The sequence below is a fragment of the Desulfovibrio cuneatus DSM 11391 genome (genome assembly GCF_000430005.1).
GTDB classification, from domain to species: Bacteria; Desulfobacterota; Desulfovibrionia; order Desulfovibrionales; family Desulfovibrionaceae; genus Frigididesulfovibrio; species Frigididesulfovibrio cuneatus.
Genome location: NZ_AUCY01000004.1, coordinates 112,603 through 137,101, shown reverse-complemented (window position 1 = coordinate 137,101; position 24,499 = coordinate 112,603). Strand labels below are relative to the sequence as shown.

22 protein-coding genes are annotated in these 24,499 nt (G+C 52.1%); 2 read left to right on the top strand and 20 right to left on the bottom strand.

Going from position 1 to position 24,499, the window contains the following annotated elements; translation table 11 throughout:
• Positions 1-25: 25 nt before the first annotated feature.
• The 6 genes from G497_RS0100600 to G497_RS0100575 all read right to left on the bottom strand — a co-directional run bounded on the left by G497_RS0100600 (position 26) and on the right by G497_RS0100575 (position 6,455).
• On the bottom strand, positions 26-364 hold the full coding sequence (locus tag G497_RS0100600) for a succinate dehydrogenase, cytochrome b556 subunit (RefSeq protein ID WP_027186688.1): 339 nt from the start codon (positions 362-364) through the stop codon (positions 26-28).
• 41 nt (positions 365-405) lie between these two features.
• Entirely contained in the window at positions 406-2,133 is a 1,728-nt protein-coding gene (locus G497_RS15985) for an L-aspartate oxidase (protein ID WP_034635924.1), read from the bottom strand.
• Positions 2,134-2,293: 160 nt separating this feature from the next.
• Entirely contained in the window at positions 2,294-3,172 is an 879-nt protein-coding gene (locus tag G497_RS0100590) for an NAD(P)-binding domain-containing protein (protein ID WP_027186687.1), read from the bottom strand.
• A gap of 412 nt (positions 3,173-3,584) precedes the next feature.
• Positions 3,585-4,883 (bottom strand): TRAP transporter large permease, encoded by a 1,299-nt coding sequence (locus tag G497_RS0100585; RefSeq protein WP_027186686.1) that lies wholly within the window; start codon positions 4,881-4,883, stop codon positions 3,585-3,587.
• On the bottom strand, positions 4,883-5,389 hold the full coding sequence (locus G497_RS0100580) for a TRAP transporter small permease (protein ID WP_027186685.1): 507 nt from the start codon (positions 5,387-5,389) through the stop codon (positions 4,883-4,885). Before G497_RS0100580 ends, G497_RS0100585 begins: the two co-directional genes overlap by 1 nt.
• A 106-nt stretch (positions 5,390-5,495) precedes the next feature.
• On the bottom strand, positions 5,496-6,455 hold the full coding sequence (locus G497_RS0100575) for a TRAP transporter substrate-binding protein (RefSeq protein WP_439328852.1): 960 nt from the start codon (positions 6,453-6,455) through the stop codon (positions 5,496-5,498).
• Positions 6,456-7,496: 1,041 nt separating this feature from the next.
• Between G497_RS0100575 and G497_RS0100570 the strand changes: the two genes are divergently transcribed.
• The gene (locus G497_RS0100570; protein WP_027186683.1) at positions 7,497-8,255 is read left to right on the top strand and encodes a sulfite exporter TauE/SafE family protein; all 759 of its coding nucleotides are present in this window, start codon (positions 7,497-7,499) and stop codon (positions 8,253-8,255) included.
• 170 nt (positions 8,256-8,425) lie between these two features.
• The gene (locus tag G497_RS0100565) at positions 8,426-9,778 is read left to right on the top strand and encodes an SLC13 family permease (protein WP_051257682.1); all 1,353 of its coding nucleotides are present in this window, start codon (positions 8,426-8,428) and stop codon (positions 9,776-9,778) included.
• An 83-nt stretch (positions 9,779-9,861) separates the two neighbouring features.
• On the opposite strand, the gene G497_RS0100560 is transcribed toward G497_RS0100565, so the two are convergent.
• The 14 genes from G497_RS0100560 to G497_RS0100495 form a co-directional block, all read right to left on the bottom strand.
• Positions 9,862-11,607, bottom strand: a complete 1,746-nt coding sequence (locus tag G497_RS0100560) for a YcaO-like family protein (protein WP_027186681.1) — start codon at positions 11,605-11,607, stop codon at positions 9,862-9,864.
• A 233-nt stretch (positions 11,608-11,840) separates the two neighbouring features.
• On the bottom strand, positions 11,841-12,578 hold the full coding sequence (gene hisA, locus G497_RS0100555) for a 1-(5-phosphoribosyl)-5-[(5-phosphoribosylamino)methylideneamino]imidazole-4-carboxamide isomerase (RefSeq protein ID WP_027186680.1): 738 nt from the start codon (positions 12,576-12,578) through the stop codon (positions 11,841-11,843).
• Positions 12,575-13,216 (bottom strand): hypothetical protein, encoded by a 642-nt coding sequence (locus G497_RS0100550; protein ID WP_027186679.1) that lies wholly within the window; start codon positions 13,214-13,216, stop codon positions 12,575-12,577. The genes hisA and G497_RS0100550 overlap by 4 nt, the downstream gene beginning before the upstream one ends.
• On the bottom strand, positions 13,216-13,812 hold the full coding sequence (gene hisB / locus G497_RS0100545; RefSeq protein ID WP_027186678.1) for an imidazoleglycerol-phosphate dehydratase HisB: 597 nt from the start codon (positions 13,810-13,812) through the stop codon (positions 13,216-13,218). The genes G497_RS0100550 and hisB overlap by 1 nt, the downstream gene beginning before the upstream one ends.
• A gap of 101 nt (positions 13,813-13,913) precedes the next feature.
• On the bottom strand, positions 13,914-14,708 hold the full coding sequence (gene tatC / locus G497_RS0100540) for a twin-arginine translocase subunit TatC (RefSeq protein ID WP_027186677.1): 795 nt from the start codon (positions 14,706-14,708) through the stop codon (positions 13,914-13,916).
• Between the two features lie 392 nt (positions 14,709-15,100).
• Entirely contained in the window at positions 15,101-15,811 is a 711-nt protein-coding gene (locus G497_RS19520) for a twin-arginine translocase TatA/TatE family subunit (protein WP_084515796.1), read from the bottom strand.
• 123 nt (positions 15,812-15,934) lie between these two features.
• Entirely contained in the window at positions 15,935-17,476 is a 1,542-nt protein-coding gene (gene guaA, locus G497_RS0100530; protein WP_027186676.1) for a glutamine-hydrolyzing GMP synthase, read from the bottom strand.
• Between the two features lie 2 nt (positions 17,477-17,478).
• Positions 17,479-18,942: an IMP dehydrogenase gene (guaB, locus tag G497_RS0100525; RefSeq protein ID WP_027186675.1), complete on the bottom strand. Its 1,464-nt coding sequence runs from the start codon at positions 18,940-18,942 to the stop codon at positions 17,479-17,481.
• Between the two features lie 287 nt (positions 18,943-19,229).
• On the bottom strand, positions 19,230-19,835 hold the full coding sequence (locus G497_RS0100520; RefSeq protein WP_027186674.1) for a tetratricopeptide repeat protein: 606 nt from the start codon (positions 19,833-19,835) through the stop codon (positions 19,230-19,232).
• Positions 19,832-19,975: a CcmD family protein gene (locus G497_RS19515; protein ID WP_084515794.1), complete on the bottom strand. Its 144-nt coding sequence runs from the start codon at positions 19,973-19,975 to the stop codon at positions 19,832-19,834. The genes G497_RS0100520 and G497_RS19515 overlap by 4 nt, the downstream gene beginning before the upstream one ends.
• Positions 19,976-20,222: 247 nt before the next feature.
• Complete coding sequence (locus G497_RS15975) at positions 20,223-20,945, bottom strand: cytochrome c biogenesis protein (RefSeq protein WP_245576325.1); 723 nt, start codon at positions 20,943-20,945, stop codon at positions 20,223-20,225.
• 32 nt (positions 20,946-20,977) lie between these two features.
• Positions 20,978-21,652, bottom strand: a complete 675-nt coding sequence (locus G497_RS0100505) for a heme exporter protein CcmB (protein ID WP_027186673.1) — start codon at positions 21,650-21,652, stop codon at positions 20,978-20,980.
• Positions 21,649-22,329 (bottom strand): heme ABC exporter ATP-binding protein CcmA, encoded by a 681-nt coding sequence (gene ccmA, locus G497_RS15970; RefSeq protein WP_034635921.1) that lies wholly within the window; start codon positions 22,327-22,329, stop codon positions 21,649-21,651. The genes G497_RS0100505 and ccmA overlap by 4 nt, the downstream gene beginning before the upstream one ends.
• Before the next feature lie 63 nt (positions 22,330-22,392).
• On the bottom strand, positions 22,393-24,435 hold the full coding sequence (locus G497_RS0100495; RefSeq protein WP_027186672.1) for a heme lyase CcmF/NrfE family subunit: 2,043 nt from the start codon (positions 24,433-24,435) through the stop codon (positions 22,393-22,395).
• Positions 24,436-24,499: the final 64 nt, after the last annotated feature.

The following is a 24,499-nucleotide window of genomic DNA, read 5'->3' as shown; positions in this document are numbered from 1 at the left end:
GAGTTACTGAACAACTCAGCGTTTTCTAGTAAATGATGAACCAGACCACAGCCATAATAGCCAGCCCAATGCCCAGTACCCAAGGAATGAGGTAGCGCTGGTACTTGATGTTTACCAGGTTGCAGTCCAGCAGGATGACACGAATGCCAAGAGCTGCGTGGAAGATAAGGGTAAGAAAGAGCATGAACTGCAAGAACGGCTTATAGGTGTAAGCCAGGTGCAGGCCAAGAAAGAGCAAAATGAACACGGCGCTAATGCGCTGCAACAGCCAGGCCCACATGCCAACATGAGCCCGCCCCCGGCGGTATGGGTCAATTTCACCCCACTGAAGTGGTTCTCTGCTTTCCATCTCGGGTGTTTTCATCGCAAATTCTCCATGCATACTGTTAAGGTTGAAGGGCCAGGCTACTTCTTGAACTGTTGGCAAGTTTCCAGAGATTTGTGCTTAAAAATCACCTCTCGCTTTTCAAAAACAGGCAGGTTGCTTTCACCGCGCCATAAAAAGGTATTGAACAGGCCGTAATCGTCGCGTTGCTGCGGGAAATCACTACGGGTGTGTGCCCCGCGGGTTTCGTCGCGTTGCAGGGCGGAAGTGGCTGCCATAATGGACACATCAATCATGTTCAGGGTATCTAGGTGCACATTATAAATCATATTATAGGCTTGTGACCCGGAAACCTTGGCCTTGGCAACGTTTTCACTCATGCCAGTAAAGGAATCCAGGGCGCTTTGCAGGTCTTTCTGGTTACGCACCACACCCACTTGCAGCCAGTTTGTTTCCTGAATGTCGCGGCGGTTTTCCAGGGGGGATGTGCCGCTTGTGGCAGTGAGGGGGGCAGCAAGGCGTTCTGCCATGCGTTCCGCCATTTTGGGTGCTGTTTTGACGATGGTGCGGTTTTCTTTGGAGGCAAGGAACTTGGCAATGGAAATGCCTGCCTGCCTTCCGTACACGCACGATTCACAAATGCCGTTGCCCCCAAGCCTGTTGGCCCCGTGCACGCCGCCAGCGTCTTCCCCTGCCACAAACAGTTTGCCCAGGGAGGCGTAGCAGTCTTTATCAATAGCAGCGCCGCCCATGAAAAAGTGGGCAGAAGGAGAAACAGGCACCCTGCCATTGGCAAGGTCGTAGTTGAATTGGGCGCAGCGTTCAGCCATGCCGGGGAAGTTTTTCAGTACAAAGTCGGCCCCCAGGTGGGCGGCGTCAATGTGTACGCCCCCTTCCGGGCAGGCACGGCCAGCTATCATTTCCAGGTAGGCAGAACGGCTTACCACGTCGCGGGTGGCGCGTTCCGCCACTTCCGGTGCGTAGGTTTTCATGTAGCGCTCGCCCTTGCCGTTGTACAAGTGGGCGCCTGCACCGCGCAGGCCTTCTTCCAGCAAAGCACCAGCCACCACGCTGCCGGGTATAATGAGCCCGGTGGGGTGGAACTGGATCATTTCCATGTCGCGCATAACAGCGCCTGCACGGTAGAGCATGGCAATGCCGTCTGCCGATTTTTCCGGCCCAGGCGCATGGAAGCGGTATTGAGTGGGGCCACCGCCAGTGGCCACCAATGTGGCTGCCGCTTCTACCACGATGAATTTTCCGGTACGCATTTCAAACAGCAAAGCCCCGGTAACCACGGTGCCTGTTTCGTCCAGTAGCAGTTCCACTGCCCTGGTTTCTTCCAGCACCGGTATGCGCCGCTTGAACACCTGTTCTGTGGTGCGGCTGATAATTTCAATGCCGGTCAGGTCGCCCTTGTGCACTGTGCGGTCAAAGCTTTGCCCGGCAAAGGCTTTTTGGTGGATGTGGCCATCGTCGCGGCGGTCGAAAAAACACCCGCTAATGGTTTCCAGTTCTTTCACGGTGGGGGTGGCCTGTTCCACAAGGGTCAGGGCCAGGTCCTGGTCGTTTATGTACTGGCCACCTTTCAGGGTATCCATAAAATGTTTTTCATGTGAGTCGCTTGAGTCAAGCACCACATTGAACCCACCCTGCACCATGCGGCTGCAACCGCCCTTGCCTTTCAGGGCTTTGGTAGCAATAAGAATATTAAGTTTTGGGTTCGCATCATAGGCGTAAATGGCAGCAAGCTCTGCCGCAGCACCCATGCCAAGTATGAGTAAGTCCACTGTATGTTTTGGTGTCATATGGTCAACCTTGGTCGTTGCTGTTTGTTAGAGAAGCCGTTGAATTCTTGTTTTCGTAGAAAGTCCGTAACGCATGTTCCAGGGTGCAGTCACATTTGCTTTGGTTGTTGCCCCTGCACACCATGGCAGGCAGCAACAACCGGAGCAGGGGGGCAGCTTGTTATTTCAAACCTGCCAGTTCGCGCATGTTCACCAGCATGGCTGTCCAGTCTTCCTTGCCGTGGCCGTGGCTTTGGGCAATGTTGTATATTTGCTGGGCGGCGGCACCTGTTGCCAGGGGTACGCCTTCCGCTGCGCCAGCCTGTATGGCCAGCCCCAGGTCTTTGGCGGCCAGGTCAAGCATGAACGTGGCTGTTACGTCGTTCTTGAACACTTTTGCCGGGTAGGAGGTTGTTAAATGGGAACGCCCAGCCGGGGTGCCCATAAGCACCTTGATGAGGGTGTCTCTGTCCAGGGCAAATTTTTCAGACAGCGTCAGCGCTTCCGCTGTGAGTACATTCAACACAATAGACATGTAGTTGTTGATGATTTTGGTGCGTATGCCTGTACCCACAGGGCCGCAGTGGTAGGTAACTTCCCCCATTACCTCAAGCAGGGGCAGCACCTTTTCAAAGTGAGCCTTTTCACCACCCACCATAAAAATAAGGGTGCCTGCCCAGGCGTGTTCTGAGGTGCGCCCAATAGGAGCGTCTACCATGGCAACACCCATGGCCTTCAGGCGGGCGGCAATGCTGTCTGTTGCTTTGGGAAGAATGGTGCTGCTATCCACAATTACAGCGCCCGGTTTTATGTGGGCTGCCACGCCGTCTGGCCCCAGCAGAACGTGTTCCACGTCTGGCCCGTTGGGCAGCATGGTAAAAATAACATCTGCGTCTTTAACCGCTTCCTTGGCAGACTTCGCCACAATACCCCCTGCCTTGGCGTGCCGTTCCATGGAAGCAGGAGAAAGGTCAAACCCTGAAACAGTATGACCAGCCTTTAACAGGTTGCTGGACATGCCTCCGCCCATCATTCCAAGCCCGATAAAACCTACATGCATGGCGTACTCCTTACTGTTGGCACGTTGAAATGCGACGTGCGTTGTTACCCAATAGATAGCAATATGTATTCCATGACGTACAACCATTGCAGGACAATGATTATTTGCAAGAAAGAGAGACGCGGGAGGCTATAATGCTGAATATTGGGCATTATTTGTATGATAAATAGGCAAAATCTGTGCCCAATAATTGGCATGTAATGAAGGTCTTTTTTGTCCAATATTGGGTAGTTTACATGGCAATATTGTGAAGCAGAATGACCGTTACAGGATTCAAAAGGTAAATTATCTTTTCATTTTAACAGAGTATCATGTGAATATAGTCATGGCCCCCGGTGTTTGCCGGAGTACATGACTATATTCATTTGATACCGCAAAGGGCGCAATGCGCTGAGTATTTTATGTGCAGTAATTATTTACCGTAACCCAGAGTATAGGGCAGCCAAGTACTCAACTCAGGTATTAATGTGAGTATAATAATGGCAAACGTCAACGCAATTAAATACGGGATAACAGCAAGAGACAGTTTTTCCACTGAAAGGCTTGCAATACGTGACGCCACGAAGAGGTTTACCCCTAGTGGCGGCGTGAGCATGGCAACGTTGTTGGTAACCACCAGAATAATCCCAAAATGTATTGGGTCTATGCCCAGCTCCAAAATCATTGGCAAAAGCACCGGTACAAGTATGATGATGGTTGAGAGCGTTTCCATGAACATGCCAAGAACGTACAAAACAGCAATAATCATGAACAGCACAATGGTAGGATCTTTTGAAATACCCATAACCATGGCAGTAAGGCGTTGGGGTGCTTCTTCGTAGGTAAGAATCTTGCCAAAAAGGGTAGAGGTTCCCACAATGAGTAACACGCCACCGCATACCATGGTTCCTTCAACGAGCGCTTTATAAATGTGATTCCATTTAAGCGCCCTGTTCACAAGGCAACCAACAAGTAGTGACCATGCAATTGCCACCACAGAGGCTTCCACGGGTGTGGCAAAACCGGAATAAATGGAACCGAGAATAATAAACGGGGTTGCCAGGGCAAAAAAACCTTTGCGGCAAGATACCAAGAGTGATCTCAACTGAAAAGGCGGGGCATCAACGTCACCCTGAAAGCCGTTTTTCTTGGCTAAAAGCCATGCGGTAGAGATCATGATAAATGCTACCAAAAAACCGGGAATGAAGCCTGCTGTAAACATGGCGGTAACAGAAAGGTTGCCCAATATGGCATAAATAATCATGGGGTTAGAAGGCGGAATTAAAATACCTATTGTGCCCCCTGAACTGGCTACCGATGCGGCATATTCTTTGGAATACCCATTGCGGAGCATGGCAGGAATCAACACAGTTCCTACGGCTGCCACGGTGCCTGGGCCAGAACCTGAAATGGCAGCGAAAAAAGTACATGCCAAAATTGTTGTTATACCAAGGCCCCCGTAAGTACGGCCTACAAGTTGTTTTACAACATCAATAATTTGGTTTGTAATGTTGCCATATTCCATAAGCGTGCCTGCAACCACAAAACAAGGTATGGCAAGCAGCGGGAAAATGTTGAGCCCGTCAAAAAGCGAATTGTGCATAATGGTCAAGGGCAAAATATCGCCTGCAATAAGGGTAGTGGCGGCAGCAATGGCAAGGGCTGCAAAAATGGGCAAACCCAATAAAAACATGAGGAACATGCAAAGGAGGGCAATTTCAAGTGGGCTCATTACATTCCCTCCTCGTAATTGACCAATGATGCCAGTGAGCCTTTGGTCCAGTGGATGTAGTATTGCTCGAGAATGCGCCAGCTCATAAGTATAAAGCCAAAGGGGATAACCATTTCAACCCAAGACTTGACAATACCCAGGGTGGGAGAAATTTCAGGAAATAGCAGGCCATTTTGAATGGTTTTAATGCAATTGAAGGCAAGATACAGGTTAAAAGCAATCCATACACAGTCTGCAAAAATGCGGAAGAAGAGCCTTCCCCCTAACGGGAGGAGGGAAAATTGGGCGGTAATACGCACATGAGCATTGCGTTTGGCCGCCAAAGCTGCCCCAATGTATACAGTCCACAAAAAACAATATCGTGAAAGTTCTTCCGACCATCCAATAGAAGCGCCAGAAATTATACGCATGGCTACCTGCAAGCCAAGGCAAATAATCATGCAGCTTACAAAAATTGTGCAGACGTATTCCTCAAAATTATGATAAATGCTCTTGAGTAGAAACATAAAACCTCCCCAGCGCTCTGGATTGTATAGCAAAGCAATATCGTTAAGAAGGTGTCACCGTGAAAAGCTTGTATCAAGCCGTTCACGGCGACATAGTTTCAAAACATTACTTGGCTATAATGGCCAATATCTCATCCACAGCCGGCTTCCCGCCAACTTTGTCATAAAACTTGGGCCATATACCACGGGCGGCTTCTACCCACTTGGGCTCGTCTGTCAGTTCTGTTACGATCATGCCTTTTTCAAGGCATTGGTTAAGCGCACGGGCATCTTCTTCTTCCATCCACTTCCATTCATATGCAGCAGTGTCCATGGCGGCTTTATCCACCAGCGCCTTTGTGTCTGGGTCAAGCCTTTGGTACCATGTTTCAGACACAAGCATAGGGGCTATAAAGAGCTGGTAGTGAAGGGGGGTAATGTACTTTTGTACTTCCCAAAATTTTTGGTCGCGAATAACGGAATAAGGGGTTTCCTGCCCGTCTGCCACGCCTTGCTGCAACGCGTTGAAGGTTTCAGACCATGCAAGAGGGTGCGGGTTCACCCCCCAGGAGTGGAAAGATTCAATCTGCAATTCTACAACGGGAACTCTAATTTTTAAGCCTTGCAGGTCTTCCATCTTGGTGATGGGGCGTTTGGAATTGGTTAAGTGCCTATAGCCACCAAGCAGCCACGACAAAGGACGTGTGCGGCTTTGCTTGGCAATTTCATCAGCAGATTTTTGCATATATTCTGTATTCATGAACAATTTTTTTGCGTCTTCTTCATGGGGAAAAATGTAAGGCAAAATGAACGCACCCGCCCTTGGGGCAAATGGTGTCAGGTTGCCACCGGCAAGCACAGCCAATTGTATTTCTCCGTCGCGCAACTGCTTTACGTTGGCTTGTTCATCGCCCATGGAACCACCATAAAACGTTTGTACTTTGATGACTCCACCCGATTCTCTCTCAACAATTTCCTTAAATTTGTTGATAGCTGTCGCGTGCAAGCTCCCTTCAGGGTTAGCAGTTGCTGCACGGATAGTCATTTTTTTATACGTTGCGGCGCCACAATACAAAGAAGGGGACATAAACAACACTGAGGCAAGAGCAAAAAACAATAAACGCTTCATGAAGATGTCTCCGCTGTTGAGGATGATAAAAACATCAGGCCAACCCAGAAAAAAGACAAAGCCGCGCCTTTTGTGAAAGAGGCGAAGCTACGTACAAAACAATATAAAGACCGCCAAACACTGCTTATGCAGGGTAAGGTGGGCAAACATCGATAATATGAACAAAGAGAAAGATGAATGGGAGAAGGGTCCCCCCCCCATAAGCCGTAAGTAGCTGGCACCTGCTGGTTAATAAGCAGCAGGGGGAAGTGGCAGATGCGGGTTGCCAGGCATATGATCCAGTCTTGTTTCATGCGTAGCCTTATGTATTGAGGTTACTGTAAAAACCGAGGCCTGGTATCGTGTTTCAAGCATTGTGGGTATAATGGAGGCTGAGCATAGCAGTGAGCCCATGCAAGTGGTGGGTTCGCACAGTTTTTGTACTGTGTATGCATAATTCGCTCTACAAAAATGCATATCCTTGTGTGTGTGTTACAACGTTGACAAATTATGAAGTATGAAAACAGAGTTCCAGTAAATAATGTTATAGCAACTACTGTGCCATGGCATATATTTGCTGCCGCATAAACAAATTTGAGGGGGTTAAGTAAAAAATCGTATAGTTGAACGAGAATATTATGTATAAAATGCCAATATATGGTCATGCAATGGACGATTAATGGGCATAGACTGAACAACATATGGGCACTATGGAAAAATACAAAGAGTAATTGGCATAAGTTGTTGTATATTTTGAAATATACTTTGGCATAATTGTTGCTGGCATAGCTTTACTGCAGTGGTATTACTACGGAGTTTTTACGAGCCGACGACCAAAACCGAAGGCTTTGGAAGGGTACGGCGGCTGTGCGGCAGTTTGCGGTTCTCCAGATATAATCGGAGAATTTCCCTTGAAATAGAATATGACCACACGTTTTAATCATGCAGTATGCACTGTTTCTTTCGGAGCATCGGGCGTATGGAATAACCCTGTGTCGTTATGTACTAAGTGAGGGTCGTATGAATGTTACAGAAGTATGTATTATTGCCATTGCGGGGTTATGTTCAGGTATTATTAAAAATGGCGTGGGGGTTGGTTCGGGTATTTTTCTTTTGCCCACACTTTCTTTGGCATTCCCGGCCAAGGTTGCTTTGGGGCTTGGGGCCCCGCTTATGCTGGCTTCAGATGTAATAGGAATGCGGTATTACTGGAAGCAGTGGACAAGCACGCCGGAGCTGATGCGTATTTTACTTTCTGCCTTGCCAGGCTTACTGATAGGCACCATATTGCTGCCTATTATTCCGGGCAAGGCCTTTCGCATTGGGGTGGGTATTTTTGGCATGCTCTATTCTGTGGGTATGCTGTGGCCTTCCTTGCCACCTATTGTATTTATTAAAAAAATATCTTCTGTCATCAATACAAAGTATGCGAACAAGCAAATTTATATTTATGGTGCCATGGGTGGTGTGGCTACTGTTTTGGCACATGCCGGGGGGTTGGTGTGGTCATTGTATCTGGTAACCAGAAATTTGGATAAGCGCGTTTTTGTGGGCACTATCGTTCTTTTATTCTTTATAACCAATACATATAAAACAATTGCTTATTTGTATATAGGCATGCTTACGCCAAGCTCTTTGTTTAGCGTGTTGCCAGCCATTCCGTTTGTTTTTCTTGGTAGCTACCTTGGCAACCTGGCCAATAAAAAACTGAACAGCGTGCTGTTCAGGAAAATTGTTTTGGCGACCATCTTTATTGTTTCACTCAATATGTGTTTTTAGCGTTTCCTTACTATTTTGTTAACAAAAAATACGTAAAACAGACACTAACAAGGAGGTATTTTCCTGAACGTATCATGGGCTTTTCAATGCCTATGGGTAAATGCTGCTTAGCTCCCTTGGGCTTACCACGGGCAATGAATATTATTTGCCCTTAACGTATGGAGCAGGTTATGAAGGACATAGGACTCTTATTTGGTATATTGCTGAGTGCTGTTGTATTTTCCCTTACTGCCCAGGCTGCCAGCGGGGTACCAGCCGTTGCTGGCCCCAATATGGTCCACATTTACCTGACATTGGGTATTCTGCTGGTGGCTGCCCTGTTGTTTTTTACAGAAGCCATTCCCCTTGCTGTTACTGCGGTACTGGTTCCCTGTGCGTTAAGCACATTTGGTGTTATATCGGTGAAAGATGCCTGGATCAGCTTTGGCGACACCAGCATTCTTACTATTGTAGGGTTGTTTATGCTGGGTGAAGCCACCTTTGCCACGGGGTTTGCCCAGCGTTCTGCGGCCTGGGTTATTCGTAAAGCCGGAACAAGCCAGCACTCAATTATTATTGTTTCTATTGCCATGATCGGTATTATGTCTGCCTTTTTGAACAATGCAGGGGTAACTGCCATTACCCTGCCCATGCTTATTTCCATTGCTCGCAGGGCCCACCTTTCCCCGTCGCGCATATTATTGCCCACAGCCTACGCAGCTTCCGTAGGGGGGTGTATTTCACTTGTGGGCACGGCCCCAAACATGGTCGCCAATTCCCTTATTGCCAAAATGGCTCCTGGAACGCGGGTTTTTGGTTTTTTTGAATTTGGTTATTACGGGGTTCCCCTGCTTATTATTACCATTATAATGTACACCGTGTTTTCCAAGTGGCTCTTGCCCGGCGACCGGCCAGACACAGCACTCCATGTGGAAGAAGAGGATGTCCCCTTTACCAAGTATACCGTTATTGCCGGGGCCATCTTTTTTATGGTGATCATTTCCATGGCCACCGGGCTTATTCCCCTGACTTCTGCTGCCATGCTTGGGGCCATGCTGTGCATTATAACCCGCTGCATAAGTGTTGAAAATGCCTTTAAGGGAGTGGACTGGACCACCATTTACCTGTTTGCCGGGATGTTATCCATGAGTTTTGCCATGGAAAAATCCGGCGCAGCGCTTTTACTTGCCAACACCATTACCCAGTACGTTTCTGACCCATATGCTATTTTGGCCATTGCTTGTATTATAACCGGGCTTATTACCAACGTTATGTCCAACACGGCCACAACCGCCATTATGGTGCCCCTGATTATTCCCCTGACGCTGAACTTGGGGTACAGCCCACTTCCTTTCGTCATGGGGGTGTGTGCTTCAGCTTCCGCCTGCTTCCTTACCCCCATTGCCACACCTTCCAACACGCTGGTGCTGCGCCCCGGTAACTATACGTTCTTTGACTATGTCAAGTATGGTTGGGCTCTTCAGGTTGTCGCCCTTGTGTTGTGCATGGTGCTTGTGCCGTATATCTGGCCCTTTCAATTATAAATAGCTGGAGTAGCGAAGGGCAAAAAAAATACCCCCTGGCTTTTTCTGGCGAGGGGGTATTCATGAATTAAGAGTAAATCAGATTATCTTTGCACTTGTGACGCAAGCTCTGCCAAATGCTCTTGGGCTTTGGCAAAGGTGGGGTCTATGCTAAGGGCTGCGGTAAGGTAGGTTTTCGCCTCATCTGTATTGCCCATGAGCTTGTGACACACCCCCAGGTTGAACAAGTCCATAACAGAGCTTTTGTCAATGAATTTGACAACTTCTGTGAAGTCTTCCGCAGCTTCGGCGTAGCGTTCCAGCTTGAACTTGCACACCCCGCGCAGGTTAAGGGCTTCTTTCAGGTCTGGGGCGCTTTCAATGGCGTTATCCAGCAGGGGAATGGCCGTTTCCCACTGTGCTTCCTGGGTAAGGGTGTAGGCGTGGTAAAAAGCCACCAGGGCTGTGGCGGTGGCCCCTGGCTGCAAGGGCAATGCCTCAGTAAAAAAGGCACGGGCAGTTTCCACATTCCCCATGTCCAGGGCAATTAGGCCTTTGAAAAAAGGAATAAAGTGGCTTTCAGGGTAGGCAGCCTCAATGGTGGCAAGGCCGGCCAGCAAGGCTTCTTCATTCGCTTCTTCACGCAAAAGGCGTAGTACAAACAAACCCACGCTGGGGTGTTCGTCTCGCTCCCGAAACTGGAAGCCAGGCACAAAGTTGTAGTTGCTGGGTACGCCTGTTTGCGGGTTTTGGGTGCTTACACTAAACAGGGGGAAGCCAAGGGCTTCCAGGCGCTGCGCCACTTCTTGCAGTTCTTCCAGCATATCGTCGTGTTCAATGCGGGGCAGGGCAGCATAAGTGGTTTGTGGGCCTTGGTGCAGCCATTCTGTTTCTTCCCAACTGCGATATTTGGGCAGGCCGGAAGCTTCATAGGAGGCAGAGGTGCAAAAATCTCCGGCAAGCTGGGCCACTTCTGTAATGGCGCGGATAGCGGCTTTTTCCGGCGTGCAGGCAGTGCCTGCGGTAAATACAATTTCAGAGGTGGCTGGAAACGTGAGCGGGTTCATGGCCAGGGCTGCCACGGTGGGCACGGGCATGCCCATGGTCATATCTTTTAGCACCAGCACAATGCCGTTGTGGTGGAACTTTTCCAAAAGGTCACGCAGCACCGGGTCGTTAGTGCTTTCCGGTTGCACAGGCAGGCTTGGCAGGGCTGGGTGCAGCTTGTCTGCCAGGGCGCACACGTGGCGTTCTACCAGTTCGCAGGTGCCTTGCAGAATGGATTCCACATGGGTGTTACCTGCGGAAGAGCCGTTGAATTCATTGAGCACCTTGAACAGGTCCAGGGGCACATGCACGGTGTTGCCAGTGGCAATGTGGGTGGTGGGTACAAATAGCCAGGGCCGCAGGTTCAGTATGCGCTCCAGGGTGTCGTGGGGCAGGGTGTCGCCGCAGGCTTTGTTCACTAAATCAAGGGGCATGAGGGTTTTGGGGAACAGCACTTTTGCTTCTTCCCAAGTGGTTTGGGTGGCCTCAGGCAGGTCACGCCAGAAAGTGAAAAAACCATAGCGTTCCATGAGCTCCATCAGGGCAGAAGCTTCAGCCTGTTCCGGGCTGGCCCCTTTGCCCATTTGCTTGCGGGTGGGCATAACGCTGCGCGCGTCTTCCCCGCATATGCTCAAGAACACAGGAATGCCCAGCACGCCGTTATCAATGCGACGGGTTTGGGCCAGAATGGAAAGAGAAAGCCCGGAAAGTGCCGCCTTTACCCGGCGCACTGTTTCCTGTGGGGTGCAGGCCTTGTCCTGGTCGGTATGATATTTCTTGGGGGTAGAGGAAAGGGATATCATGGTGTCCTGTGAATGGTATCTGATGAATAGGAGTCACTTAAATTGGGGGACGTTGTACTTCATCTTCACTGTTACTGCAGAAGCGTCTCGGCGTGAATGATATTTTAGGAAACGCTCAGTTCTTTCGTTTGGCAAGGCACAAGCGTTTCTTGAAGCAGGAGTGGGCTCTTTCGCCCTCGACTGCTTCAAGAAACGTGAAGTAACGCAGCCAAACGGAATAAATCAGCGTTTCCTTACGCTGGCTGGGCCTGCAACCAGGCCATAGCCTCCGGCAGGTTCAGTGTGCCTTCATAAATAGCGCGGCCTGTAATGGCCCCTTGCAGGTTACTGTTTTTGCTTAGGGGGTACAGGTTTTTAATGTCGTCCAGGGTGGCAACGCCGCCCGCTGCAATAAGGGGCAGGGGGCTTGTTTTGGCAAGCTCACCCAGCAGGGCAAGGTTTACCCCGCTCTGCATGCCGTCGCGGTCGATGTCGGTGTGAATAACAAAAGAGGCTCCCTGCCCGGCAAGGCGCGGCAGCACTTCCTGAATGGTTTGGCCAGAATCTGCCACCCAGCCTTTTGTTTTCAGCATACCGCCTTCAGTATCCAGTGAAACGCCAATTTTCCCCGGCAGGGCAGCGCACATGGCCTGGAACATTTCCGGGTTATCAAGGGCCATGGTACCAATAATAAGGCGGGTTACCCCGGCCTGCACGTAGGCTTTGGCCGTTTCAATGCTGCGAATCCCCCCGCCCATTTGCACAGGAATGGAAAGGGCGGCGCACAGGCGAGTAATAAGGGGCAGGTTTACGGGCTCTCCGGCAAAGGCTCCGTCCAGGTCTACCAGGTGCAGCCAGCGTGCCCCTTGCTTTTCCCAGTGCAGGGCAGCTTCAACGGGGTCTTCTGCAAACACCGTGGTGGCATCGGCCCGGCCTTTTTGCAGGCGCACACATTTGCCGTCTTTAATATCAACCGCAGGAAAAATAATCACAAGCCAAGCTCCTTTATTGCCTGGCGCATGGCTTCCTGTGCCAGTTCATAGGTGGTAACCCAACGGCCCCCACGGCGCAGGAATGTTCCGGTCTTCAGCAGGTTTTCACTGAGGGGTCTTTGTATTTCTTCAAAATGGGAACGGGAAATAAGTGTTTCGCTGTTGACATCAATTACAAACGAATCCATGGCAAGGCCAGCGGGAATAACAGCGCCGAAGTTGCTGCCTTCACGTTCCTGCCAGGCAATAATTTGGGGCACCAGCAACAGGTCTACGCCCATGCAACGGCCCACAGCCGACCACGTGCGCAGGGCAGCCTGTTTGGGGCTTCCCTGGGTGGCGGTGGCATAGCACATGCGGGCTTTTTCCGCGCTCACATAGTGGTGCTTGGATTCTTGCGCCAACAGGGCGGCGAACTGTTTATCCAGAGTTTGCAAGGTGCCTTGGTCTACACGCGGCGTGTTTTCCGGCATAAAGCCTGCCAGCATATCGCCTGAAATGGTGGGCTGGGTAAACTGGGCCACCCCAAGGGTAAGGCCGCCCACGGGAAGGGGGGGCTGCTTGGGGGTGCTGCAGGCCGCAAGGCCCAGGAGCAACAGGGCAAGGCAAACAAGCAGAAAACGAGGTTGTGTACGCATTAGGAAAGGCTCCCTTTTGTGCTAAGCAGTTGAGTTCTTTCTTGCCGAATAGCGCTGCGCAGGGCAAGGCCAAGGCTTTTAAAGGCAGATTCCAGCAGGTGGTGCCCATTTTGCCCGTAGTGGAACAAAACATGCAAGTTCATGCCCGCTTCATTGGCAACGGACTTGAAAAATTCGCGCCACAAGTCGTTTTCTTCCCCGGCAATGATGGCGGGCAGCAGTTCCTGGCCGCGCATAACGTGGTAGGGCCTGCCGGAAAGATCTATGCACACTTCTGCCAGGGCTTCGTCCATGGGAACTTTGGCGCAGCCCACGCGGGCAATGCCTTTTTTGTCCCCCAGGGTACGGCGCAATGCTTGCCCAATGAGCAGGCCAATGTCTTCCACTGTGTGGTGTGCGTCTACTTCTAAATCGCCCCGGCACTGAATGGAAAGGTCAAAGCCTGCCCAAAAGGCCATAAGGGTTATCATATGGTCAGCCATGCCATAGCCTGTTTCCACAGAAACCTGCCCGGAACCATCAAGGTTCATACGCAGGGAAATGCTGGTTTCCAGGGTTTCCCTTTCCATGGTAATTTCTCTGAACGAAGGTTGCATGCTCACGCACGTATCCTTTGCCTTGCGGCGTCCTTATGGTGAATCCGGTATGTTCAGCTACTCATATGAATGGCAGCATGAACGGCAAATTTGCCTTGGTACTAAGCCGCGGAATCTGGTTTTGTGGTTCCTTCCTCTGCCTCGTCCTCATCTTCTTCGTCTTCTTCGTCTTCTTCGTCCTCTGTATCTTTGGGCTTGTTTTTACCAAATACTTGGGCAACAAGAATGCTGAATTCATACAGCAGGTAAAGAGGGGCGGCCATGAGTGCTTGAGAAATGACGTCTGGCGGAGTAAGAATGGCGGCAACAATAACAATAACCAAAATGGCATAGCGGCGGGTTTGACGCAAAAAATCTGCTGTTACCAGCCCAAGGCGGGCAAGGAAAAAAACAAACAGGGGCAGTTCAAAAACCAGCCCGAAGGCAACCAGCATTTGCAGCACAAACCCGAATGATTCATTGAGGGTGGGCATGGCAATAATGCGGTCGTTACTGTATTGCATGAAAAATTCAAAGGCAAAGGGGAACACCACAAAATAGCAAAATGCACCGCCCCCGATGAAAAACACAGCAGAAGCAATGGAAACGGGCACCACAAACATTTTTTCCGAATCATACAGCCCTGGGGCAATAAAAGCCCAAATCTGGTAGAAAATAAAAGGGCTTGTAAGGAAAATGCCTGCAATGAATGCCACCTTCATGAAGGTAAAGAAGGCTTCATGCGCGGCGGTGTACTGGAATTTGCTTCCTGCGGGCAGTGCGGCATCTAATGGGTGCACAAGAATGGTAAAAATTTCCTGGGCAAAGGGATAGCAAATGGCAAAACCCACAATGGCAAAGGCAAAGCACCAAAAAAGACGCTTGCGTAACTCGGTAAAGTGGTCACGCAGGGTCATGGGCTTGTCTTCCTCTTCTTCCTCTGCCTCATCCTCCTTGTCTTCGTCTCCGTCCTCTTGGTCGTCAGGGGCTTCTTCTTGCGCGGGAATGGTCTGGCCAGGTGTGGCGGGTAAATGTTCCCCGCTGGTTTCATTCTGGTCTGTTGCTTCGCCCTGGGCCTGGCTTACGCTTGCTTCGGCACTGTCAGGTTGCTCTGAGGGAGCGGCAAAGGCATTGTCGCCAAAACTGTCTGCTGTGCTGTCAAATGGAGCTGGGGGAGGGGCTGTTTCTGAATCATTATCTGCTTCGCTTGGGGACTGTTCACCCGGCAATTGCTCAGGCTGGGTATTTGCCTGAGCAGTATTCTCAGGCGTATTTGGGTGCGATTTGTCGTCAAAGGGGGCGTTGGTGCTCATGCCGGCGTTCCCTGCTCTTGTTGCAGTGCTACTGCTTCAGCTTTTTTCTGGGCTTCGGCCAGGGCTTCACGCTGTTGTTGTTCGGCAAGGGCAGCCAGGTCGAACAGGGCGGCAGTATTTACACCAAGGTTATGGCTTGGGGAATGTTCTGCATGGGGTGCCGCTGGTGGCGTTGCCTCTGCCACAGCAGTAGTCGTAACGGGTGTGCCTTGCTGGGCAGGTGCAGCCGTTTCTGCTTGCTGTACGGGGTATTCCGGCGCAGGGGCCGCTTCTTGCCCTGGGGCAAGGGTGTTGGCAGCCATGGTGGCTGCGGTAACCGTGGTCTCAACACTTTGGGCAGAGTTGCCAGCTTCAGCCGCTTCCGTTGCAGCGGTGGCGGCAGCAACCATATCATCTTGCCCGCCCGCCTGGGAGCTTGCTGGAGCGGGGGGGGCTGTTTCTGCTGTGGTGGCTTCTTGTAATTCTTCAGAAGGAGCCGCATTGGGGGTTTTGAGGCTTTTTTTCTTTTTTGGTTTGGCTGCGGCCTGCTGCTTTTCCAGATCCAGGGCTTCCAGGTTCATGGTGCGCTGAAAATCTGTGCTGACGCGGCGAAAGTCAGACATCACCTTGCTGAATGTTCGCATTACCTTGGGCAAGTGTTCCGGCCCAAGAACAAGCACGGCAACAAGGATAATAACAATAAATTCTGTTGATCCGATTCCAAACATAACTCACCTTTACCCTGGGCAGTAGCGCCGGGAACGCATGCATGACGGCACTAGTGCCGGGCCACTCAATGCCGCCTTGCCCTTACAAGTAAAGGCAAGGCGGTTTCAAAACACACTTGGAAGTTATTCCCACTCAATGGTGCTGGGGGGCTTGGACGAAATGTCGTACACAACCCGGTTAATACCTTTCACTTCACTGATAATGCGTGAAGAAATGCGGTCCAGTACATCGTCTGGCAAGCGGGCCCAGTCGGCTGTCATGGCATCCACACTATTTACAATGCGCAGGGCCACCACATTTTCATAGGTGCGGGCGTCGCCCATTACCCCAACGGTTTGCAGGGGCAACAGCACGGCAAACCCTTGCCACACTTTGCGGTACCAGCCTGTGCTGCGCAATTCCTGCTGCACAATGTGGTCTGCAAGGCGCAATGTAGCCAGGCGCTCTTCCGAAACAGCACCCAGCACCCGAATGGCAAGGCCAGGGCCTGGGAAAGGATGGCGCCACACCAGTTCTTCGGGCAATCCCAGCTCCAGCCCCACGGCGCGCACTTCATCTTTGAAAAGTTCACGTAATGGTTCAATAAGGGAAAGCTTCATGGTTTCCGGCAGGCCGCCCACGTTGTGGTGGCTTTTAATGACCACACCCTTGGCAGAGTAAGACTCAATAACGTCCGGGTACACAGTGCCCTGGGCCAGGAAGGCCACATTTTCAATGGAGTGGGCTTCTTTATCAAACACTTCAATGAAGGAGTGTCCAATAATTTTGCGTTTTTCTTCCGGGTTTTCCACACCAGCAAGGCGGCCTAGAAACAGGTCTTGTGCTTTCACGTGGTGCAGGTTCAGGCCGGGCATGTATTTTTTAAAGGCAGCCACCACTTCTTCTGCTTCATTGTGACGCATAAGGCCAGTATCCACAAAAATACAGTGCAGTTGCGGGCCAATGGCCTTGTGCAGCAGGGCTGCTACCACGGTGGAATCAATACCACCGGAAAGGCCCAATACCACGTTGCTGTTACCGGCCTGGGCTTTTGCCTGGGCAATGGCTGTGTCAATGAACGAGGTCATGGTCCAGTCTTTTTCCAGCCCGGCAATGCGGAACAGGAAGTTTTGGATCATGCAGGTGCCATTCTCCGTGTGGTGCACTTCCGGGTGGAATTGCACGGCGTAAATTTTACGCGCTTCGTCTGCCATGGCAGCAAGGGGCAGGTCTTTGGTGCAGGCGGTGGCGGTGAAGCCTTGGGGCATTTTGGTTACGGTGTTGCCATGCGACATCCATACCGTAAATTCCTTTTCCCCAATGCCCTGCCACAGGCCGCAGTTGGCCTGGGGTGCCAGGGTGGCCCTGCCGTATTCGCGGGTGTGGGAAACGCCAAGCTCCCCGCCCAGGGTGTGGGCCAAAAGCTGCATGCCGTAGCAAATGCCCAGCACAGGCACGCCAAGCTCCAGCACCACCGGGTGCAGGGTAGGGGCGCCTGGCTCACCTACATCGTCCGGGCCGCCGGAAAGGATGATGGCGTCGGGTTTTGCTTCACGAATTTGGTCTGCCGTGCAAGTGCAGGGCAAAATGCGGGAGTAAATTCCAGCTTCGCGCACGCGGCGGGCAATAAGCTGGGTATACTGGGAACCAAAATCAATTATAAGAACGGTGCGATGTTCTTTCATATTTAGCCTCTGTCCACCTGATAGTTAGGCGCTTCTTTAGTAATGATAACGTCGTGTACGTGGCTTTCACGCAGGCCTGCGGAAGAAATGCGAACCATTTGGGCTTTTTCACGCAGTTCTGCCAGGGTGGCAGCGCCAAGGTAGCCCATGCCGGAACGCAGGCCGCCCACGAGTTGGTACAGGTTTTCTGCCACAGGGCCTTTGTAGGGCACTCGGCCCACAATGCCTTCCGGCACAAACTTTTTGCTTTTTTCCTGGAAGTAGCGGTCAGAGCTGCCTTCCTTCATGGCATCAATGGAACCCATGCCACGGTAAATTTTGTAGGTTCTGCCCTGGTACAGAATGGTTTCACCGGGGCTTTCCTCTGTTCCTGCAAACAGGCTGCCAATCATGACGCTGTGTGCGCCAACGGCAAGGGCCTTCACCACATCGCCCGAATATTTGATACCACCGTCTGCAATAACGCAGCGGTCAAGTTCTTTGGCGGCGCGCACAGCTTCCATAATGGCGGTAACCTGGGGTACGCCCACACCTGCCACAATACGGGTGGTACAAATGGAACCAGGGCCAATGCCCACTTTTACGGTGTTGGCACCTGCCTTTAAAATGGCTTTTGCCCCTTCATAGGTGGCCACGTTCCCTGCCACAAGCTGGCACTGGGGCCATGTGGCCCGAATTTCAGCAATGGCCTTGAGTACGTTGGCAGAATGCCCATGGGCAGAATCCAGCACCAAAAAATCCACTCCGGCTTCCAGCAGGGCTTCGGCCCGTGGCAGGCTGTCGCCCCCCACGCCAATGGCCCCGCCCACGCGCAGGCGGCCTTGGCTGTCTTTGCAGGCATTGGGGTATTGTTTAATTTTATCAAGGTCCTTCATGGTAATAAGGCCCTTGAGTTCTTTATTTTCATCCACCACCAGCAATTTTTCAATACGGTTTTTGTGCAGGTGGATCTTCGCTTGTTCAAGGGTAGTGCCCACGGGCACAGTGACCAGGTTGCGTTTGGTCATAACATCTTTCACCTTGGAGGTGGAAGCGTCGGTGACAAAGCGCACATCACGGTTGGTAAGAATGCCCACAAGGCGCGTGCCACGCACAACAGGCAGGCCGGAAACGCGGAATTCGCGCATGCGCTCAAGGGCGTGTTGCACGGTGTCGTTGGGGGCCACTGTAATGGGGGCCAGAATCATGCCGCTTTCAGACTTTTTCACCTTTTCCACTTCAAGCTTTTGAATGGGGATGGGAATGTTTTTATGAACAACCCCAACGCCCCCGTTTCGAGCCATGGAAATGGCCATTTCAGACTCGGTAACCGTGTCCATGGCGGCGGAAAGAAGGGGAACTGGCAAGCATATATCCGGGGTAAGGAAGGAGGTAACGTCTACCTGGTCCGGGGTTGTTTCCGAATACGCAGGCAATAGCAGGACGTCATCAAAGGTAAGCCCTTCACTAATAGTTATTGTACCCATAAAAAAGCCTCAACTTTACAGGCGCTTGTGAACATGCGCGGGCCTTGCACCAAAAGGCAGCGCGCGAGGTAATCTGCTACTTTATGGCGCAAGGCAAGCCTGTGTCAAGGGCTCACGTCTGCAAGGTGGCCGAATACTGATTTATTTGCAGGTATTGCGCCCTATTTGGAGAGTATTCCATTGAGAGAACCTAAACCGCCAAGGGGAGTGCAGGGGAAAGACTTTTTCCTGTACTGGCCTTGGCGGGTTTGGTGCAGAATATTAAAATGCAGGGTATTGCAAGGAATCTATTTTTCCAGTTCCTGGCGGGCCTTGGCGGTGAGTTCTTCATCCACCCCAGGAGTTTGCAGAACTTTTTCGAAAATGGCTTTGGCTTCTGCCACACGGTTCAAGTGGTGTTTGTACAGAATGCCCAGGTTGATCATGGCAGGGGCGTACGGTTGCAGGGCAAGAATGTCTTCAAATGCCCGTGCTGCGCCTTCTACATTGTCTTGCAGGTACAAGCAGCGCCCAAGCATCATGCGTGCATCAAGGTTGGTGGGGTCTGTCACTACGGCGCGGGTCAGGAAGTTTTTGGCCTGGTCATAGCCCTGGTTGTCTAAAAACAGAGTGCTTATGTCCAGCAACAGGTCTACGTTGTCTGGTTCGCGCTGCAAGCGGCCCATGAGCTGGCCCAGGGTGTCGGTTGTTTGGGCAGAAAAACCGAAGGCGGCGCTTTCCGCTTCGGCAGTATTCGGGGCCGTGGTGCCACGTTCTGTGGCAGCTTGCTTGCTCTGCTGAGAGGTGCCAGGAAAAAAAGCGGTGAACGAGGCAAGGAACATGGCGGCAATGGCCGCAACCATAAGGGAGAGAACCCCATTGCGAACGCTTTTGGGGTAGGTTGTGCTGCTCATTCTTCATTCTCCATAAGTTGGGCAAGGCGATTCAGGCGGGTGGTAAGGGCACGCTGTTTGCGCGCAAGGAAAAAAAGGTACAGGCCAATGCCCCCCCAGCAAACCATGCCAGCATACATAACCCACAGAGCATTATTCATATGGTACTCCTTAACGGTATTCAGTTGTTTTTTTAAGGAAACACTGATTTATTCCGTTTGGCGGCGTTACTTTGCTTTTTTTGAAACAGTCGAGGACGGAAGAGTCCACTCCTGCTTCAAAAAAAGCTTGTGCCTTGCCAAACGAAATAACTACGCGTTTCCAACATGCTAATTCATCAATGCTTCCTTAAGGACAAAGCATTTTTTGAGGAAAGCATGCCTTGTCCAAGGGAATATAATAGTGTTCCTATTCTTTGGCGCTTTGGGCGGCTAACTGCTGGGCCGTGAGGGTGTTCAGGGTGCGTTCCGTGGCGGCTAGGCTGAAGCGCAAGGTGACCAGCCCGGCCCAGAAGAAGCTGCACGCCCCAACACACAGCCACATGACAAGGCGCATATCGGAATCAAGCTGCACGGAGGGCGGGTGGATGAAGCTCCACAAACGCGAGGAAATGTATACCAGGGGAACATCCAGGAACGCCACAATACCCACCACCGCAGCCACCTTGTTGCGCCGCATTTCCGGCATGTCCAGGCGGCGAATAATAAGATAGCCTGCGTAGGTAAAGCACATGATAAGGGTGGTTGTGAGGCGTGCGTCCCAAATCCACCACACCCCCCAGGAAGCACGGGCCCAGAAGGAGCCTGCCACCAGGGCAAGGCCTGCCAGTAACAGGCCAGCTTCCGCAGCGGATTCTGCCAGCATGTCCCAGCGGGGCGTGCCATGTTTCAAGTATAATGCGCTGGCCACAAAGGTCAGGAAAAAGCTGAGCATGCCCCACCATGCCAGGGGCACATGCAGGTAAAAAATCTTTTGGGGCAGGCCCAGGGTGGCCTCCACCGGGGCATACACAAAAATGAGCCACTGGCAGGCTGCCAGGGCAACGCCACCTAGCAGGGCCAGTATTCCGGCCCAGGGGCAAAAGGGAGTGTAGTTGGTGCGGAGGGCGTTGTTTTTGGGGGTGTGCATCATTGTCTTCCTGGTAAAACAGTCCATGGCGGTGGTTATTCCGCCGTGTATATGTAAGGAAACAGCAGGTATGCGGCTCCTAAAAAGGTTCCATCAAAGGCAGCGGCAAGGCGTAACCATGCGCCCACTTCCTGGGTGTGTTCCCCGGTAAAGGCAGCGGCAAACACGAAAATGCCCATAAGGAACAGGGGGAGTAACAACGGAAACAGAATTATGCTGAGGAGCGATTCTTTGGCCCCCTGCCCCTGGGAAAGGGCACCCAAGAGCGAACCAAGGCCAACCCCCCCGAGGTTTGCCAGCACAAGGGCCAAAATGGCCTGGGGCCACAGGGCCACAAACCCCTGGCGTAAAAATACAGCAATGGCAGGCAACAGCAAGGCCTGAACCAACAGCAGGGCCACCAGGGCTGCGGCCCCTTTTCCAAGCCATACGGCCTGGGGCGGGGTTTTGCCCAGTAACAGGCCAAGGCGCTGGCCCTGGCCTTCTTCATAGCCATACAGGGTGTTGAAAATAAGCACCTGGCAGAAGGCTGAAGCCATCCAGAAAATGGCTGCTGCCGCCTTGGCTGTGGTGGGGGTTGCCATGTCTGCCGAAAGGCTGAACAAAAATATGAGCAGAAAGCCCAGGAGCAGTGCCTGCACAAGGCCTGAACCGCGCCCGAGGAGCAGGCGGATATCCTTTTGGAACAGAGTCAGGGCAGAGCGCATCATGCGGCACCTCCAGCGGGTTCCGCTGTGCTCCGGGTAGCGAATTCTGCAGGAGTGCCGTAAAAGGCAAGGCGTTTGTGTTCCAGCAGGGCCACGGCATCTGCCAGAGCAATGTCGTGGGCAATGTGGTGGCTTATCCACACCACAGCAGCGCCGCGTTGTTTTGCGGCAGCAATTTCAGCATGGAGCATGGTGGAAGACTGGGTATCCAGCCCGGAGGCGGGTTCATCCAGTAATAGCAGGAGCGGGTTTTGCAACAACACCCTGGCAAGGGTCAGGCGCTGGGCCATGCCACGGGAAAATCCTTTTACCTTTTCATCCGCAAAGGGGAGCAGGTTTACCCTTTCAAGCACGGCTTCGCACATGCTCCGGGTGGCCTTGCCGCCTTCCCAGGCATTCCAGAAGTGCAAATTTTCCAGGGCGGTAAGTTCCGGGTACAAAAAAGATTGGTGCCCAAGGTAGGCAAGGGCTTGCCTGTTGTGCTGCAAGGCTTCCCCAAAGCTGACAGTGCCTTGCGTAGGCAGCAGGAGCCCGGCCAGCAGGCGCATGAGGGTGCTTTTGCCAGCCCCGTTGGGGCCAGCCAGTAGCAGCACTTGTCCCGGTTCCACACGCAAGCTTACCCCCTTGAACACAAGGCGGCTGCCGTAAAACTGGGTGACTGCGTGAAGGGCTGCATACATGGCAAAAATAGGTGGTTAAGGGGTAGTGAATTTTTTTGGGGAGGCTCTGCCTCCCCAAAAAAACTAAATCTCTTGGGCCGTAGCCGCCCCCCTGCGCCTGCGCGGGGCAAGGCCAAGGAAGGGGAACAGACACATGACAATGCCGCCAAGCCACAGCCAGTTTACCAGCGGGTTCACGTTGATTTGCAGGTGTGCGTTGCCCAGTTCATCAATATGAGAAAGAGTGGCGTACAGTTCATTGCCAAGGCTGAACACCGTGGAAACCTCGCGGAAGGGCTGGTTGGGACTGCTGGAATACACCCGCACTTGCGGTTCCAGCTTACCTACAAAGCTGTTGTTGCGAAATACGCTGATTTCTGCCTTGAGGAAGCGGTAGTGGGGCACGCCATTGGCCTGGTGCAAAGATTGCCCTTCATACAGTTCGTTCAAGGTAACGGTATATTCCCCGGAAAGGGGGAGCAGGCTTTGGCTTTTCACAAAACTGCTAATGGTGGCTGCACGGCTTTTTTCCTTATGCAGCACAAGGGAATAGGTAGATTGGTACGGTCCGGAAAACGCCACACCTGCCACTGTAAGGAGCAGGCCAATGTGTACGCCATGGGCCGCCAGGGTTTGCCTGATGGTAAGCAGGGAGGGTTTGAGGGCAAACATCAGTACAATGCCACCGAGTGCCCCAAAGGAAGCACCGCTTGCCAGCAGGGCCACAGGATGGGTTATGCCCATCTTCCATGAAATTGCCACAGCAAAAAGGGTAACAGCCAGCGCCCCCACAAGGGCCTTGGGGTTGTTCCAGCCATTTTTCCATTGGCGGAATGGGCAAATTATCAGCAGGGCCGCAAGGCAGGCAAACAGGGGCAGGCAGGTGCGGTTATAAAATGCCGGTTCAAGGCCCATGGGTTTTTGGGGCAGGGCCGCTTGCCATGTTTTAGGAAGAATGTCGCTAATGCCAATAACGCCAGCGATAATAACAGGCCAAATGGTGGCAATAAGAATGATAATAGCAAGAGCAAGCAGGAACCAGGCCACAAAGCTGAGAAGCCCTTCCTTGGTATTCACGCCGCCAATTTCTGGTGAGCGCTCCTTGCTGCATGCAGGAATAACAATGGCCAGCAAAAGGCTTGCAAGCACAAACAAAAGCAGAGGTTTACCCACGCCGCCGTCCGGGTAGGCGTGCAGCGACTGGATAACTCCGCTGCGCACAAGGTAGGTGGCAAAAAAAGCGGAAATGGTGGTGAGTGCCATGAGAAAAACGTTAGTAAGGCGCAGCTTGCCACGGTACGATTCCACAATGCCGGTGTGCAGGTAGGCACTTGCCACAAGCCAGGGAATGAGGGATGCGTTTTCCACAGGGTCCCATGCCCAGTAACCACCCCACCCAAGTTCCATGTAGGCCCACCATGCCCCAAGCACAATGCCTGCGGTAAGCAAAAGCCAGGCTACCAGAATGAAGGCGCGGGACGTTTCGGCCCAGGGTTGTTCAACACATTCTCCCGTGCCATTGGGGGGGAGGCGGCCGGAAAGGGTTTGGGCCAGGGCAAGGCAGCCGGGTACCACAAAACCACCGTACCCAAGAAACAGGAGCGGTGGGTGGAATATCATGCCAGGGTTTTGCAGCAAAGGGTTCAAGCCCATGCCGTCACGCGGGGGAACAGGTAAGGTAATAAAGGGGTTGCTCCAGGCCGTAATAAGCAGCAGGAAAAAACCCATGATGGTGAAGAAAAACACCCAGTACCAGAGCTTTGTTTCGTTACTCAGGTTGCGGTAGGGAGGGCACAGCATGAAAACAAGGCCACAAAGTGCCACAGACCAACCCCAAAAAAGCAGAGAGCCCGCCTGCCCGGCCCACAAGGCTGTTAGCCTGTAAAACAGGGGCAGGGTAAGGTCGGAATACTGGGCAACATATTCCAGAGAAAAGTCAAAGGTGGTAAAGGCATACAGCAATACCAGCACAGCCACGGTAACAAGCAGGGTGAGCGCCATGTGTGCTCGTTCCGCCCATACAAGCAGGTTGTTCCGTTGTGTTGCCAATTGCGTAAGCAAGGCCCCGGTGCTGAACACCGCGCATAAAAAGGACGCCACCAGAAAAAGGTGGGCGGTAGTATACATAGAAACTCCTCAATACGGTCCGGCTATCTTTTTGTTCCGGGCGGCATGTTACCAAAAAAAGAGA

Bases quoted from the DNA above. Each gene is read 5' to 3' on its own strand.
- G497_RS0100600 (WP_027186688.1), bottom strand. From the start codon at position 364: ATGAAAACACCCGAGATGGAAAGCAGAGAACCACTTCAGTGGGGTGAA.
- G497_RS15985 (WP_034635924.1), bottom strand. From the start codon at position 2,133: ATGACACCAAAACATACAGTGGACTTACTCATACTTGGCATGGGTGCT.
- G497_RS0100590 (WP_027186687.1), bottom strand. From the start codon at position 3,172: ATGCATGTAGGTTTTATCGGGCTTGGAATGATGGGCGGAGGCATGTCC.
- G497_RS0100585 (WP_027186686.1), bottom strand. From the start codon at position 4,883: ATGAGCCCACTTGAAATTGCCCTCCTTTGCATGTTCCTCATGTTTTTA.
- G497_RS0100580 (WP_027186685.1), bottom strand. From the start codon at position 5,389: ATGTTTCTACTCAAGAGCATTTATCATAATTTTGAGGAATACGTCTGC.
- G497_RS0100575 (WP_439328852.1), bottom strand. From the start codon at position 6,455: ATGTCCCCTTCTTTGTATTGTGGCGCCGCAACGTATAAAAAAATGACT.
- G497_RS0100570 (WP_027186683.1), top strand. From the start codon at position 7,497: ATGAATGTTACAGAAGTATGTATTATTGCCATTGCGGGGTTATGTTCA.
- G497_RS0100565 (WP_051257682.1), top strand. From the start codon at position 8,426: ATGAAGGACATAGGACTCTTATTTGGTATATTGCTGAGTGCTGTTGTA.
- G497_RS0100560 (WP_027186681.1), bottom strand. From the start codon at position 11,607: ATGATATCCCTTTCCTCTACCCCCAAGAAATATCATACCGACCAGGAC.
- G497_RS0100550 (WP_027186679.1), bottom strand. From the start codon at position 13,216: ATGCGTACACAACCTCGTTTTCTGCTTGTTTGCCTTGCCCTGTTGCTC.
- hisB (WP_027186678.1), bottom strand. From the start codon at position 13,812: ATGCAACCTTCGTTCAGAGAAATTACCATGGAAAGGGAAACCCTGGAA.
- tatC (WP_027186677.1), bottom strand. From the start codon at position 14,708: ATGACCCTGCGTGACCACTTTACCGAGTTACGCAAGCGTCTTTTTTGG.
- G497_RS19520 (WP_084515796.1), bottom strand. From the start codon at position 15,811: ATGTTTGGAATCGGATCAACAGAATTTATTGTTATTATCCTTGTTGCC.
- guaA (WP_027186676.1), bottom strand. From the start codon at position 17,476: ATGAAAGAACATCGCACCGTTCTTATAATTGATTTTGGTTCCCAGTAT.
- guaB (WP_027186675.1), bottom strand. From the start codon at position 18,942: ATGGGTACAATAACTATTAGTGAAGGGCTTACCTTTGATGACGTCCTG.
- G497_RS0100520 (WP_027186674.1), bottom strand. From the start codon at position 19,835: ATGAGCAGCACAACCTACCCCAAAAGCGTTCGCAATGGGGTTCTCTCC.
- G497_RS19515 (WP_084515794.1), bottom strand. From the start codon at position 19,975: ATGAATAATGCTCTGTGGGTTATGTATGCTGGCATGGTTTGCTGGGGG.
- G497_RS15975 (WP_245576325.1), bottom strand. From the start codon at position 20,945: ATGATGCACACCCCCAAAAACAACGCCCTCCGCACCAACTACACTCCC.
- G497_RS0100505 (WP_027186673.1), bottom strand. From the start codon at position 21,652: ATGATGCGCTCTGCCCTGACTCTGTTCCAAAAGGATATCCGCCTGCTC.
- ccmA (WP_034635921.1), bottom strand. From the start codon at position 22,329: ATGTATGCAGCCCTTCACGCAGTCACCCAGTTTTACGGCAGCCGCCTT.
- G497_RS0100495 (WP_027186672.1), bottom strand. From the start codon at position 24,435: ATGTATACTACCGCCCACCTTTTTCTGGTGGCGTCCTTTTTATGCGCG.